Genomic DNA, 13,845 nt, shown 5'->3' on the forward strand with positions numbered 1-13,845 from the left:
CACGCTCATGGCCCGCGCAATCGTCCGCGCCCTGCTCAGGCATATCCTGGGCGCCGCCGGCCTGCTGCTCTGCCTGGGTGTGCAGGCCAACACCCTGGGCATCGTCACCAGCGGGCAGGGCGCGGCCTACGATGAGTTCGTCGAGGCCGTGCGCCAGGAACTGAAATCCGTACCGGGGCTGAAAATCCAGCTGGTCGGGCTCGACGCCGAGGCCAGCGCCCTGCCGCTGCCCGGCGACACCTTCATGGTGCTGGCCGTGGGGCTGCAGGCCACGCGCCGCACCGTGGCCCTGGCACCGGCCGATGCGCGTTGGCCGCTATTGAGCGTCATGGTGCCCCGGGCCTCCTTCGAGGCATTGAATCCGCCCCCGCGCAATGCGCGGCGGCTCTCCGCCATCTACATCGACCAGCCCCCGCAGCGCCAGGTGGAGCTGATCCGCGCCCTGCTGCCCGGCGCCCGCAACGTGGGCCTGGTGGTGGGACCGACCCACCAGCGCGACCTCGACGCCATCCGCGCGCTGGCCACCGCCAAGGGCCTGGCGCTGGTCACGGAGAAGGCCGCGCGCGACACCGAGCTGTACCCGGCGCTCCAGTCCGTCCTGAGGTCCTCGGACGTGCTGCTGGCGCTGCCAGACCCCTACGTCATCAACGTATCCACCGCGCAAAACCTGCTGCTCACCGCCTTCCGGTTCCGGGTGCCGGTCATCGGCTACTCGGCCGCCTACGTGCGCGCCGGGGCGCTGGCCGCGGCCTACAGCACACCGCGCCAGATCGGGCAGGAGGCGGCCCAGGTGGCGCGCCAGTTGTGGCGCGGCGGGGCCTTGCCCACGCCCCGCTATCCGCGCAACTTCAGCATCGCCATCAACCGGCCGCTGGCCGAGAGCCTGGGGCTCAACCTGCCCGACGAGGCCGCGGTGCAGCAGCGCCTGCAAGCGCTGGAGAGCAGCGAATGACGCCTGGGCGCATCGCCGCGCGCCTGCTGCACCCGCTGGCGTGGCACCGCATGGACCTGCGCGGGCGCCTGATGTGGCTGGCCATGCTCCCGGTGCTGGTGTTTGCGGTGGTCTGGGGCAGCTACGTGATCCGCCAGCGCGACGCCGACCTGGCGGCGCAGCTGCAGCAGCGCGCCCAGCTGCTGGCGCGGCAACTGGCGGTGGCGGCGGACTACGGCATCTTCTCCTTCAACCAGGCGGCGCTGGACAACATCGCCCTGGGCGTGCTGCGCGAATCCTCGGTGATCTCGGCCACCATCATCGCTGCTGACGGGCGGGTGCTGGCCACCCGCCATGCGCCCGCCCAGGGCCAGGCCATCCCCCCCGGCCAGCTGCAGGCCATGCTGGAGGCCTCCAGGCGTGGCGGCGGGGGCGGGGTCAGCGAACACAATGCGCACTGGGTGGCCCACCTGGAGCCGGTGCGCACCCCCTTGCTGGACGTCGACGACCTGCCCGAGGCGGCGCATCCCCAGCGCCACGCCCCCCCGCAAGGCCATGTGATCGTGCAAGTGAGCACGCGCAGCATCCGCACCGAGTTGTTCGACTTCGGGCTGCGCGTCATGGTGCTGCTGGCGGGGGTGCTGCTCAGCGGCTGGGTCATGGCGCGCCGCATCAGCACCAGCCTCGACCAGCGCATCCAGGCCGTGGTGCAGGCGGCGCAAAAAATCGGCGCGGGCCATATCGGCATCCGGCTGCCCGCCAGCGCCATCCCCTCGTTCGCACGTCTGTCGCAGGACATCAACGGCATGGCCGAACAACTCGAACAGTCGCGCCAACGGCTGGAGCAGCGCGTCCTCGAGGCCACCCAGGCCCTGCGCGAGCAGCGCGATGCCGCCGAGCAGGCCAACCGCGACAAGACCCGGTTCCTGGCCGCCGCCAGCCACGACCTGCGCCAGCCCATGCACGCCCTGAACCTGCTGCTGGAGGCCCTGAAGCAGGAAAGCCGTAGTGACGAGCGCGCCAGGCTGCTGGAGCGCATCGAGGCCAGCAGCCAGGCCATGAGCGCGCTGCTCGACGCCCTGCTCGACATCTCGCGGCTGGACGCCGGCACCGTGCGCCTGCAGCGCGCCCCGCTGCAGCTGCAGCCCCTGCTGCTGCGCCTGCGCGACACCTACGAGCGCCAGGCCGAGCGCAAGGGCATTGCGCTGGTCATCCACGGCTCGCAGGCCTGCGTGCGCAGCGACCCCCTGCTGCTGGAGCGCATCCTGGGCAACTTCCTCTCCAACGCCCTGCGCTACACCCCGCCGGGAGGTTGCGTGCTGCTGGCCGTGCGCCTGCGCGGCGCGCACTGCGTGATCCAGGTCCGCGACAACGGCCCCGGCATCGCGCCCGACGAACAGGCGGCCGTGTTCCAGGAATTCGTGCAGCTGCACAACCCGCAAAGAGACCGCAGCCAGGGGCTGGGGCTCGGCCTGGCCATCGTCCAGCGCCTGGCCCGGCTGCTCGACCACCCCGTGGGCGTGCGCTCCTGCCTGGGGCACGGAGCCACCTTCCACATCCAGCTGCCCCGCTGCGAAGTCGCGCCCCCGGCGGCGCCCGGCGTGCCGCCGCCGCACGGCGCGTCCACGCCGGCATCGCCCGGCCTGGAGGGCTGCCGCATCCTTCTCGTGGAAGACGATGCCCTGGTGCGCGACGGCTACGCGCGCCTGCTGCAGCTGTGGGGGGCGAGGCCCGCGTCCACGCCAACGCCGACGCGGTGCTCACCGCCCTGGGCCAGGACGGCTGGCGCCCGCACCTCATCGTCACCGATCACCGCCTTGGCGGCGCGCTCAACGGCCGCCAGCTCATCGACGCGCTGCGCCGCCACTGGGCGGCCGAGCTGCCGGCGGTCATCCTGACCGGCGACACCGAAGACGCCGCGCTGGGCCAGTCGGGCACCGAGCGCCTGCGCGTGCTCTACAAACCCGTCAAGCCGGCAGAGCTGCGCCAGGTGCTGGTGCAACTGTGGCGCGCCGGGGGCGCCGCCACCCCGCCCAGGGATTGACGGGCGCCGAGTGCCTGTAATATCGCGCCTCGTGAAGATCCTCATCGTTGACGACCATGGCCTTGTCCGGGAGGGCCTGCAAGCCATCCTCAGCCGCTCCGAGCTGCTCGCCGAGTGCGTGCAGGCGTGGGACGCCGCGTCGCTGTGGCAGCAGCTGGAGCAGCATGCCGACATCGACCTCGTGCTGATGGACATCCAGCTGCCCGATGTCAGCGGCCTGAGCCTGCTCGAAGAGCTCACGCAGCGGTTGCCGCAGCTGCCGGTGATCATGCTCTCCGCAGACCACGACGCCGGCATCGTCCTCCATTCGCTGGAGCAGGGCGCACGTGGGTTCCTGCCCAAGTCGTCGCTGAACCAGGTGCTGGTATCGGCCATTCGGCTCGTGGCCGCGGGGGGCGTCTACGTGCCGCCCGAGGCGCTGCAAAAGCCGGCCGCCCGCCCCGCCGCGGCCGGGCCCCAGGCCCCGGTCTCCATTGCGTCCCTGGGGTTCACCGCGCGGCAGACCGACGTGTTCCGGCTGCTGCTGCAAGGCCTGTCCAACAAGCAGATCTGCCGCGAACTCGACCTGGCGGAGCCCACCGTCAAGATCCATGTGCGCGGCATCCTGCGCACCCTGGGCGTGAGCAGCCGCGCCGAGGTGATCGCCAAATACGGCATGTTGAGCCCGTCTCCCTCCACGCCTCGGCAGGCCGCTGCCGCGGACCACTGAAGCAACCCCGTGCCCGGCATCCTGCGGGCCAGTCCGATGTCATTGTTTGCCCAACTTCTGCGGCGCCGCGCGCGCGCGCCCCTGGTCAGCGTGGTGGTGGCCAGCTACAACCACGCCCCCTTCGTGCAAGACTGCCTGCGCAGCGCGCTGAGCCAGGGCATCGACGACCTGGAAATCCTCGTCACCGACGACGGCTCCACCGACGCCACCGCCCAGCACGTCGCCGCCCTGGGCGACCCCCGCATCCACCTGCACGCCTTTGCGCAGAACCGCGGCGCCTGCCTGGCCATGAACGACGCCCTGCGCCGCTCGCGGGGCCGCTACATCGCCGTGCTCAATTCCGACGACCTGTTCCTGCCCGGCAAGCTGCGGCGCCAGATCGACTTCCTGGAGCACAACCCGCAGGTCGGCGCCGTCTTCGGCTGGCCCAGCTTCATCGACGAGCAGGGCCAGCCCTTCCACGACCCCGCGCACAAGGACCACGCCGTCTTCCACCAGCCCAACCGCGGCCGCCACCAATGGCTGCGCCACTTCTTCGACCAGGGCAACGCCCTGTGCCACCCCACGGCGCTGCTGCGCCGCGAGGTCTACCAGAACGTGGGCCTGTACGACCCCCGGCTGGCGCAGGTGCCCGACCTGGACCAATGGATACGCGTGTGCATGCGCTACGACATCCACGTGCTGCCCGAGCCGCTCACCGCGTTTCGCATCCGCAGCGGCCAGCAAAACGCCAGCGGCGCCCGGCCCGAGGTGGTGCGCCGCGACGCCTGGGAGCGTGCCGACGTTCTGCGCCACTACCTGCGCCTGCCCCCGGCGCAACTGCTGCAGGTGTTCCCCGAGTTCGCCGGCCAGGGCGCCGGCCAGGGCGCCAGCCTGGTCGAGCAGCTGGCCTGCCACGCCCTGGCCCTGGGCACGCCGTTTCACCAGCGCTTTGCGCTGCAGGCCTGGTTCGATGCCTTGCCCGCGGGCGGCCTGCTCGATGCGCCCGGCCCCGCCGCCGCGCCGCCGGCCGGCGGCGACCCCACCGCCTGGCGGCGCTACATCGCCGCCACCGCCGCCGCCAACCCCCACCGCATCGGCGGCTGACCGCCCCCCACGACCAGATGCAAACCACCCAGCACGCCTACCTCAGCCGCCTCGACCACCTGCGCTTCTTCGCCGCGGCGCTGGTGGTGCTGTTCCACTACTTCCATACCCAGGTGGGCGACCTGCGTTCGGGCAACCCGTTGGTCTCGCTGGTGGACGAGGGCCACACCGGCATCGCCCTGTTCATGGTGATCAGCGGGTTCATCTTCACCGTGATCGCCGGCGAACGGCACATCCACTACGGCGGCTTCATCAAGAACCGCGTGCTGCGCATCTACCCGCTGTTCGTGTTTGCCGTTTTCCTGCAGCTGTTCATCAGCACCTACAACGACCAGCGCAATTACGGGTTTTTACAGTTGCTGGGCTGGCTCATGCCCTTCCGGTCGGAAACCGTGCCCCTGTCGCCGTACTTCGTGCAACTGTGGACCATCTGGGTCGAGTTCCAGTTCTACCTGATCTTTCCCTTCCTGCTGGCCTTCAGCCGGCGCCACGGCAGCCGCTACCTCTGGGCTTGGCTGGGCCTGCTGGTGCTGGTGCGCGCCCTGGTGTACGCGGCCAGCGGCAGCGTGCGCTTCATCGCCTACGAAACCCTCTTCGGCCGGCTCGACCAGTTCATCATCGGCATGCTGCTCGCGCGCTTTTGGCAGGTGCGGCAGGCGCTGCAGGCGCGCGCCGCCCGGGCGGGCGGGGCGGTGGCGCCCCACCTGTCGCCGCTGTGGCTGGCGCTGGCGGGCCTGGCGCTGCTGCTGGGGCTGCATGCCTTCAGCCGCAAGGTGGGGTTTTCCGAACTGGCCAGCCCCGTGTGGATCATCTGGCCGGGGCTGGAGGCCGCCCTGTGGGCCGTCTTCGTCGGGGTCTACCTGTGCACGCGCTGGCCGGGCCCGCAGGCGCTGCGCCAGCGCATCGACCGCGCGCTCGCGGCCCTGGGGGCCGTGAGCTTTTCCACCTATGTGCTGCACAACCTGGTCATTGCAGCCTACAAAGCCCATCTGCCACCGCTGGCCACCGGCGCCGGCCCCGTGGCGGACGCCCTGGCCACCGGCGCCCTGCTGCTGCCGGCCGTGCTGGCCCTGTCGGCCATCACCTACCACCTTATCGAGCGCCCCTTCCTGGCGCTGCGCGGCGGCTACCTGAGCTGAGGTCCTGCAGGCAGCGCAGTGCGTTGTCAATATGCAACACAATCGGACTAATCCTTTGGGCTTAGTACACTCGATTTCATATAGGAGATGATGCTCCTAAGTTGTTGATTCGCAAGGAAAAAATCCGGCTGAAAAAGGGCGGCCGGAACCCGGGGGTGTAGTCGTGGAGCTAAGCCTTCCGGGGCGCAGGTGTTGCCAAATACTACCGATAGAATCATACGGGTCGACGGGCGGGGAAGCCCCCCTCTTCGGTCGATTTTTTCAACGTTTGAAAGAGGCTTTTCCTATGACGTACTTCACCACCGGCGCTCAGCTGCAAGCAGCCCTGAACGCACTGCCCAACACCAAGACGGGCAACTTTGTCGCGTTCGACTCCTTCTTCTACGGTCAGCAATACATGGCTGACTACCAGGGCACCCTGTCGCCCATCGAGCACTTCGTGCAGATCGGTGCAGCCCGCGGCTACAAACCCAACGCCACGTTCGACCCCACCTACTACAAGAACGCGTTTGCCGACCTGAAGAACACGAACCTCAACGCGGCCGACCTGCTGTACCACTTCCTGAAGTACGGCCTGGACGAAGGTCGCACCCCCAACGCTGAACTGGCTACGTTCAATGGCACGGCTTACCTGGCTGCCAACCCCGACGTTGCAGCGTACGTGAATGCCAACCTGGCACAGTTTGGCGGTAGCGTCACCAATGGTGCCTTGGCTCACTACGTCAAGTTCGGCGCTGCAGAAGGCCGCACGGCTCCGGGCACGTCGGTTTCTAACGGCCAGACCTTCACGCTCACTACTGGTACGGACGCCATCGTTGGTACTTCTGGCAATGACACCATCAACGGCATGGGTGACAGCGAAATCGTGGGCGGTACCCTGGTCGCTGCGAAGACCCTCGGCGCTGCTGACACCATCGACGGTGGTGCAGGTGTTGATACCCTGAACCTGACGTTCACTGCCACTGCTGCTGACGTGACCAATGGCGCCATCATCAAGAACGTTGAAGTTCTGAATGTTCGTCAAGTTGCCGGTACTGCCACGTTGAATGCTGACAATGTCGCAGGTCTGACCAACGTCAACCTGTCCACCTCTGTCGGTAACCTGACCGTCACCAACCTGGCCGCTGGCGCTGCTGCTGGCATCATCGGTAACGGCACGACCACCGAAGGCGTGCTGACCTATGACTACAAGCTGCCTACCAGCGCTGTGACGCTGAACTTGGCTGGCGGCGTGAAGCAAGCTGCTGCTGTTAACCAAATCACGACGACTGCAGGTACCGCCACCACCGCGACCATCAACTCCACCGGTGCAAAGAACACCACAGGTGGTATCAACCTGTCCAGTGGCACGACCGTGACGGCTCTGACGATCAATGCCGACGCTGATCTGACCGTGACCGACGGTGCTGCTGCTACCGCTGAAATCACCGGCTTCAAGAACGGCGTGACCAACAACAGCATCACGGTCAAGGGCGCGGCTACTGCCGTGAACATCGGCCTGGTGGATGCAACCGTTGGCACCCTGGATGCGTCTGGTTTGACGGCTGGTGGTCTGACCGCTACGTCCGCCAATGCTGACCTGGTCGTCAAGGGTGGTGCCGGCAAGGACACGATTACGCTGACGGCAGGCGCAGCATTGTCCACCAAGGCTTCCATTACCCTGGGCGCTGGCGACGACAAGCTGCTCGCTTCTGCTGGCACAACGCTGGGCAACCAAGTGGCTGATGGCGGCGACGGCATCGACACGATTGCTGCGACCCTGATCAACGTGGCTTCTGCGACCAACGTCAAGAACTTTGAAGTTCTGGATCTGGCTGGTTACAACAGCTCCTTGGATGCTGCGCTGCTGACCGCCAGCACGATCACCAAGGCAGCACTGACGGGCGCTACCGGCGTTACCGGCGCAACCCTGATCAACCTGCCCAGCACGACGGCTCTGGATGTCACTGGCTTCGCTGACCAGGCTGCCTACAACACGGCAACCCTGGGCATCGTGAACCTGAAGCAAAAGGACGCTGCTACTGGCACGGCCGACGCGTTGACGGTTACCTTCAATGCCAACGCCACGGCTGACCAAGCTAATGGCGGTAACTTCAGCACTGTGAACCAGCTGAACGTGTCGGGCACTGAAACCGTGAATATCGCTTCGACCGGCTCTGCCAAGGTTGACGGCAATGCCATCATTGCTCTGAGCGACACCCTGAACCAGCTGAAGACGGTTGTCATTACCGGCGACAAGGCATTCCGCGTAGATGACGTGAGCACCAACACGGCTGCTACGGCTGCTACGGCAGACGTTGCATCGAGCCTGACCCTGATCGACGGTTCCGCTGCAACCGGCAAGCTCACCATTACTGCAGGTGCGCCTGATGCAATCGGTGTGACTGGCTTCAACACCACCTACACCGGCCTGACCATCAAGGGCGGTTCCGCTGCTGACACCATCACCATTGGTGCTAAGAACGGTGTGGTTGACGCTGGTGCTGGCAACGACAAGATCACGGTTAACGATCTGGCTGCAACCAAGGGCAACGTGACCAGCGTGACCGGTGGTGCTGGCGTTGACACGCTGGAGTCCAACCTGACTTACCAAGCTGTGGCAACCGCTACTTCGTCGGCGACGGACGGCAATTATGTGCTGTTTGCTGATGCAGCCTCGAAGGATGTGATTTCCTTTGCAACGCTGACGTTTGCAAATGCAAGCGGTGCTTTCGGTGCTAAAGCCAACATCGGTGCTGCTGCTACGTTTGACCAGGCTGTGCTGGCTGCAGAGGGTACCTTTGCTGCTAATACGGTGAGCTGGTTCCAATATGGTGGCGACACCTATGTTGCAAACAGCGGTGCTGCGGCAGGTACGGCTGATAACGTCGTTATCAAGCTGACTGGTCTGGTGGACTTGTCTGCAGCTGTGCTCGACACGGCTGCTGATACCATCACCCTGGCCTAATCTCCCGGGAGACAAGCATCCACCCTCGGGTGGTTGCTTGAGGTGATTGAAACCCTGTCCTTCTTGCGAGGGGCAGGGTTTTTTCCATAAGGGCCTTGCGGACATGCAGGGTCTTTACGGAAGAGACGAGAAGGAGTTTTCGCCATCGCCAAGCCAGATCCAGCCCTGATCGCCGTGCTCATCAACCGCGAGCACAGCCGCCTGTCGAGCCAGGTCAAGACGCTGGAGAGGGTGCTGCACGCGCCGTTCTCCGACAAAGAGCATCAGCGCCTGGTCCAACTGGCCGCCAACTGGCGTTCGCTGCTGGCCTTTGACGACGGCGCACCGAAGCTCGCCGACGCGCTGGAGGTGTTCATCGCCGCCTACCGGCAGCAGTCACCCGACCAGGAGAAGCTCCACGACGAGGTGGTCTTCCAGGCCGGCATCTACCGCATGGGCCACTGGGCACTGGTCAAGCACTTCATCCCCGGCGTCACCGACTGCCTGGATAACTTCGGGAGCGCACTGCCCAAGCACCGCGAAGCCTTCAAGCGGCGGTACGAGGCTGATGGCAACCTGTCGGTCGAAGCTCAATCTCAACTGCTCAAAGCGCAGTACGCCTTGATTCCCAATCGCAGAGATCCGTACCGGCACCAAGAATTGCAGCGCCGAGGACTGGTCACCGCTGACGGCATCGTGCCCATGGGCGTCAAGGAAGCGCTGGCCCTGATCGAGCGGGAGGAGGCGCAGGCAACACAACCGGCCAAGCGCGGGGTGGTGGCTTGGGTGGCGGATCGGTTTCGGCGGAGGTGAGAGTCAAGAACTTTTGACGGATCAGGGTGTAACCTTGAAAATGTCATCAAATAGGTTAAGCCAGAAATTCGGGAGGAATGACTGATGGCATATCGAAACGGAAACTACGCAGCCTTCTATGTGGCTGAGCCGTTCGACCCCAGCGCGCTAGGGGCGAATGCGACAAAGGATTTTCAATATTACAACCTGCTGCGGGCATGGAAGGGGGCTGATTCGTCATTTCCATTTAATGACTCCCATGACAAGACATACAACGTTCGCGATGGTAGTGACTGGGAATCGACCTTGAAGCCCAGACTGCGGGAACGTCTTCGAAACTCGAAGAATATCGTGCTTTTCCTGAGCTCCATCACTGCGAATTCTCGGGCACTCCGAGAAGAGATCGATTACGGCATCAATGATCAGGGGCTCCCGGTTATTGTCATCTACCCCGAATACGATTCAAAGGAAAGCCTCCTTACGAACGGGGCCTTGAAGCAGTCGGTGAAAAACCTCTGGGACAAGCTGCCCATTTTTCGGGACTCAATGGAAGCGGTGCCCACGCTTCATGTACCGATGAAAAAGGAGTTGATTAAATCTGCGCTGCAGAATGATGGTTTCATGGTGGGGAGCAAAAAAGAGCCTGGCATTTATCGGTACAACCAGTAACCACAACGAAAGCAAATAAGCAGTCCGGTTTATGTCAAAAGTCAGTTTTCTCGACAAACGCGTCTTCAAGAAATTCCTTGAGATTACCTCCATCCTCAGCGGAACGCTGTCGGTGGTCTTGTTGTTTGTCGAGATTCCAGCCGAGTGGAAGTTGTGCGGACTCGGGATCTTCGTGGCCGTGCTTGCCCTGGCTTATTTATTGGTCTGGGTATGGTCGAACACGCTGAACCACATTGACATCAACATCGAAGGTAGTGACGTCACAGTCAAGGTCGGCGACATTTTTCAGCAGCCTGGGCTCAAAGTGATCGCGTTCAATGAGTATTTCGACACACAGGTAGATAACAAGATTATCAGCGACCGATCTCTGAACGGGGTTTTTGTCAACAACCACCTGGGAATCACCGCTTCCGAACTGGATAGTCTCATTGAAGATCATCCTTTCGAGGAAGGCGACCTGCTCGAAAGAAACGAACATCGACCACAGGGGAAAAAGCAAAAATATCGACTGGGGACGATTTTCGTTTACGACGACTATCTTCTGACCGCCTTTGCGAAGTTTGACGAGAGTAACAGGGCGGTCTTGACGATGCCCGAGTACCTTGAATTCCTTATTAACTTTTGGGACAAGGTAAACAATGTGTACGCCCAGAAAAGCGTGACCACCACAATCTTTGGATCAGGGATCACGCGTATCAAGGGGCACAAAACCATTAGCGATGAAGATCTGCTAAAGATTATGCTGTGGACATTTAGGATCAGTGAAATGCGATTCAAGTATCCAGCGAAGCTCACTATCGTCATTCACAAGGAAAAAATCGACCAGATCAGCCTTTTCGACATCAAGTCGGCGAAGAATGGGGTGTGATAGTTGGGCTTTCGATCTGCTGCCGAGAGTGCCGGAGGCGTTAACACAAAGAGCAGTGATCGTTTGTGACGACGGAACTCAGGGTGGGTGTTTTATCGCAACTTGTAGTCATCCCGCTGCCAATAAATCCTGCTGGTTCGCCATCGACTGAGCTTCTTTTTCGTCAATGACGATTGCGCCATTGATGAGGTAAACGTCGATCTCATCCCTGTTGGCAAGCCGCGATAGAAAGTCAAAGCTCTCCAACTTGGCATCAAGCAGGCCATCGAGCTGCCTCTCGATGTCGGCAATTGTCTGTAGCTGCCGAGAACGCGCTTGCTCCAAACCCTCAAGGGTCCAGTTGCCGACGTCGTACCCGTTGTTGCAGTCGAGGATGAGCCTTTCGTATTCCTTGGCCCCTTCCCTGTGTGCCTTGATTCTCCGTTCAAAGACTTTGCGGATAGAGTCTTTCATTCTGATGACGGATTGCTTGTTGCGTTCGAGATTGCTTGGTGAGTAATTTCCGCTCAGAACAATCTGGCAAATTTTTCCGGCAACAAACCGCTCATAGGCGGCAAAGACGTTGTGCCCCATCATCTGGCGTACAACTTGAACAGGGTCATAGTAGAATTTCTGCCGGTCCGGACCGTTCACTTCGACTTGCTGCAAGTCGAAGGTTCTGTGCGGCACGTGATTAGCTCGGCTCTCCCTAGCCAGTTCCTCCCGCATGACAATCAAAAGCTCAAGGCATTCATCAGTGTTGCTCACCATGCGGCTCAGATTCAAACGCATCATTTCTTGATCCATCTCAGGAATGCTTTCAAAGCAGTCCAAGATGACCTCGGAGATTCGCTCCAGCCTAGCGTGATCGCCAAAGATCTGACGATTCCTAATGTCTGTGCAGACATTGGAGATATAGCTAAGGTGATTCTGAATTGCGCCGAACATGCCCATCGTCAGCAGCATGGAAAGCAGATTAGATGTTGCCGGAACGTCAACGCGCTCAAGTCCTGCAATTGCTGTAATCCGCCCCTTCTCAACCACGCTGGTTGTTTTTTTGCCTGATAGCTCTCCAGAACCAATCGTCATCAGGCTCTTGGGAGAACCTTGCTTAAAAACGACGCGGTAGAAGTCCTCTCTAGCTGAGCCTCCGGTGATTTTCAGAAAGTAGTTGTTTACCTCTCCGGCCCAGGGTGCATTCGAGTAGTAAACCGGATTCTTGATGAGGCTCTCCAGCTGAGGAACGTGCTCAAATAAGACTTTGATGTTCTTTTCCCACTCTGTCAGTTTTCTCTCCACTGGGAGTTCCTCCAAAAAATGGATAGTTTGCTGGTAAAAACGGCAGGGCTGTTGATAAAGGTCTTTTTTTCGATGCAATGTCTTGAAGTGGTCGTCTGCCATCCCGGTTAAACCGCTATGCGGACTACCCTACCTATTGCTGGTAAGCGCATCACCGCACCCGCCCACCAGCCCTGAACCGGTCGTAACTATCCTCCACCGGCTCTTCGTCCTCATCCCGCCGCCGCCAGCGCTTCTCGGCCGGTAAGCCTTCCAGCCATCGAACGCAATCCTCTGCTGCTTGGCTCAAGATCAAGAGTTTTTCACTCGTCAAATTCTGATGCCTGCCGTGAGCCAGGTCGCCACGGAGATTCCACAGTTCTGAGATGTGCTGGCTGGTTTCTGGCATTTCTGCATCGAGCGAAAGTCCAATGAGCTTCTGCAGGTCCTGGTTCAAGTGCTTGGTGAGGTCGTTGCCTGAGTAATATTTTCCTCGACGAAAAGAGGCCATCTGTCTGTGCTCGATTACTCTTGTAAAAGTGGCTTCGCAGGCTTGCTCGCAAGCCACGGCAAGATCGATTATTGATCTTCGCATTTCATTTTTTGCTGCGTGATATCGAGCATCAAGCAGCAGGTCTTCGTAGACCGCGATCGTCCAATCATTTTTGATATCGTTTATGACCTGATTCCAGATGGTCTGATCAAGTGGGATCTCATCTCCGCGCGGGGTGGTGAACGCTCCGTTCCCTTCGGGAGTGCCTTTAAAAGCCCCGCTTCTGCTGATTGGGATAATTTGCCGCAAGTAGTACTCAGTGCCTGTTGGATATTCAATTCCTATCCACCATTGTCGAGTTCGCACCCTGATGTTTCTGAGCAAACGGTTTACGACATCGTTAGCGAATCCAGGCGGCTTTGGGTGCGACCCGAGAATGTCAATCCGAATGGAGTCCATGGGGAAGAAGCGAGGCTTCTTTTCCCAGGTTGGCGCCATCGTCAGTATGGCTGAGCCTGTTGGCTCTCCCGATAACGAAGGGATTGTTGTCAGCCATGGAAGGTAACGAGGGACCGAGTTATCTGTGAGTCCGTTACCGACTGGCAGTGGTACTTGCGAGAGATCGATTGGAGGAGAGGATTTGAAGTTTGCTGGTCCTGATCTGAAGAATGGATAAATGCGAACGGTTTCATCTTCGATCTTCTGTTCAGACAGCGAAAACCTGGATTCCGTGTCGACATACACAGGAAACGGGAAGCTGAATAGGCAAGCAATACTTGAGTTTTCTGATGCCCACGGCTCGTTGACCTTAATCCCCATATCTTCCGCCTTGATTGTGGTCCATTGCATCCTCCCACCAGCTCCCAGCCAAGCCCCTCGGTGCTGCCAACTCCAACACCAGCAGCGACAGCACGCGATTGCCACCCGGATA

General features: G+C 61.5%; 11 protein-coding genes. 9 read left to right on the forward strand and 2 right to left on the reverse strand.

Annotated elements, in window-relative coordinates; genetic code table 11:
• Window positions 1–7 precede the first annotated feature (7 nt).
• The 9 genes from HND92_RS03200 to HND92_RS03240 all read left to right on the forward strand — a co-directional run bounded on the left by HND92_RS03200 (window position 8) and on the right by HND92_RS03240 (window position 11,164).
• Window positions 8–952: an ABC transporter substrate-binding protein gene (locus HND92_RS03200; protein WP_011804011.1), complete on the forward strand. Its 945-nt coding sequence runs from the start codon at window positions 8–10 to the stop codon at window positions 950–952.
• Window positions 949–2,829, forward strand: a complete 1,881-nt coding sequence (locus tag HND92_RS03205) for a HAMP domain-containing sensor histidine kinase (protein WP_172205800.1) — start codon at window positions 949–951, stop codon at window positions 2,827–2,829. Before HND92_RS03200 ends, HND92_RS03205 begins: the two co-directional genes overlap by 4 nt.
• A gap of 177 nt (window positions 2,830–3,006) precedes the next feature.
• Entirely contained in the window at window positions 3,007–3,684 is a 678-nt protein-coding gene (locus tag HND92_RS03210; RefSeq protein ID WP_041835869.1) for a response regulator transcription factor, read from the forward strand.
• 36 nt (window positions 3,685–3,720) lie between these two features.
• Entirely contained in the window at window positions 3,721–4,770 is a 1,050-nt protein-coding gene (locus HND92_RS03215; RefSeq protein ID WP_011804014.1) for a glycosyltransferase, read from the forward strand.
• A gap of 17 nt (window positions 4,771–4,787) precedes the next feature.
• Window positions 4,788–5,909, forward strand: coding sequence for an acyltransferase (locus HND92_RS03220; RefSeq protein WP_172205802.1), 1,122 nt, complete (start codon window positions 4,788–4,790; stop codon window positions 5,907–5,909).
• Between the two features lie 286 nt (window positions 5,910–6,195).
• Window positions 6,196–8,856: a hypothetical protein gene (locus HND92_RS03225; protein WP_172204904.1), complete on the forward strand. Its 2,661-nt coding sequence runs from the start codon at window positions 6,196–6,198 to the stop codon at window positions 8,854–8,856.
• A gap of 174 nt (window positions 8,857–9,030) precedes the next feature.
• Entirely contained in the window at window positions 9,031–9,648 is a 618-nt protein-coding gene (locus HND92_RS03230) for a hypothetical protein (RefSeq protein WP_172205804.1), read from the forward strand.
• A gap of 84 nt (window positions 9,649–9,732) precedes the next feature.
• Window positions 9,733–10,296, forward strand: coding sequence for a TIR domain-containing protein (locus HND92_RS03235; RefSeq protein ID WP_172205806.1), 564 nt, complete (start codon window positions 9,733–9,735; stop codon window positions 10,294–10,296).
• A gap of 31 nt (window positions 10,297–10,327) precedes the next feature.
• Complete coding sequence (locus HND92_RS03240; protein WP_172205808.1) at window positions 10,328–11,164, forward strand: macro domain-containing protein; 837 nt, start codon at window positions 10,328–10,330, stop codon at window positions 11,162–11,164.
• Window positions 11,165–11,272: 108 nt separating this feature from the next.
• On the opposite strand, the gene HND92_RS03245 is transcribed toward HND92_RS03240, so the two are convergent.
• Together HND92_RS03245 and HND92_RS03250 are read right to left on the reverse strand one after the other, a co-directional pair.
• Window positions 11,273–12,544 carry a hypothetical protein gene (locus HND92_RS03245; protein ID WP_172205810.1) on the reverse strand — a complete coding sequence of 424 codons (1,272 nt, stop codon included), beginning with the start codon at window positions 12,542–12,544 and terminating at the stop codon, window positions 11,273–11,275.
• Window positions 12,545–12,593: 49 nt separating this feature from the next.
• Window positions 12,594–13,763, reverse strand: coding sequence for a hypothetical protein (locus HND92_RS03250; protein ID WP_172205812.1), 1,170 nt, complete (start codon window positions 13,761–13,763; stop codon window positions 12,594–12,596).
• Between the last annotated feature and the right edge of the window lie 82 nt (window positions 13,764–13,845).

It is taken from the genome of Diaphorobacter sp. JS3050 (assembly GCF_013154915.1).
GTDB classification, from domain to species: domain Bacteria; phylum Pseudomonadota; class Gammaproteobacteria; order Burkholderiales; family Burkholderiaceae_C; genus Diaphorobacter; species Diaphorobacter nitroreducens.

Bases quoted from the DNA above. Each gene is read 5' to 3' on its own strand.
- HND92_RS03220 (WP_172205802.1), top strand. From the start codon at position 4,788: ATGCAAACCACCCAGCACGCCTACCTCAGCCGCCTCGACCACCTGCGC.
- HND92_RS03225 (WP_172204904.1), top strand. From the start codon at position 6,196: ATGACGTACTTCACCACCGGCGCTCAGCTGCAAGCAGCCCTGAACGCA.
- HND92_RS03215 (WP_011804014.1), top strand. From the start codon at position 3,721: ATGTCATTGTTTGCCCAACTTCTGCGGCGCCGCGCGCGCGCGCCCCTG.
- HND92_RS03205 (WP_172205800.1), top strand. From the start codon at position 949: ATGACGCCTGGGCGCATCGCCGCGCGCCTGCTGCACCCGCTGGCGTGG.
- HND92_RS03235 (WP_172205806.1), top strand. From the start codon at position 9,733: ATGGCATATCGAAACGGAAACTACGCAGCCTTCTATGTGGCTGAGCCG.
- HND92_RS03240 (WP_172205808.1), top strand. From the start codon at position 10,328: ATGTCAAAAGTCAGTTTTCTCGACAAACGCGTCTTCAAGAAATTCCTT.
- HND92_RS03200 (WP_011804011.1), top strand. From the start codon at position 8: ATGGCCCGCGCAATCGTCCGCGCCCTGCTCAGGCATATCCTGGGCGCC.
- HND92_RS03250 (WP_172205812.1), bottom strand. From the start codon at position 13,763: ATGCAATGGACCACAATCAAGGCGGAAGATATGGGGATTAAGGTCAAC.
- HND92_RS03245 (WP_172205810.1), bottom strand. From the start codon at position 12,544: ATGGCAGACGACCACTTCAAGACATTGCATCGAAAAAAAGACCTTTAT.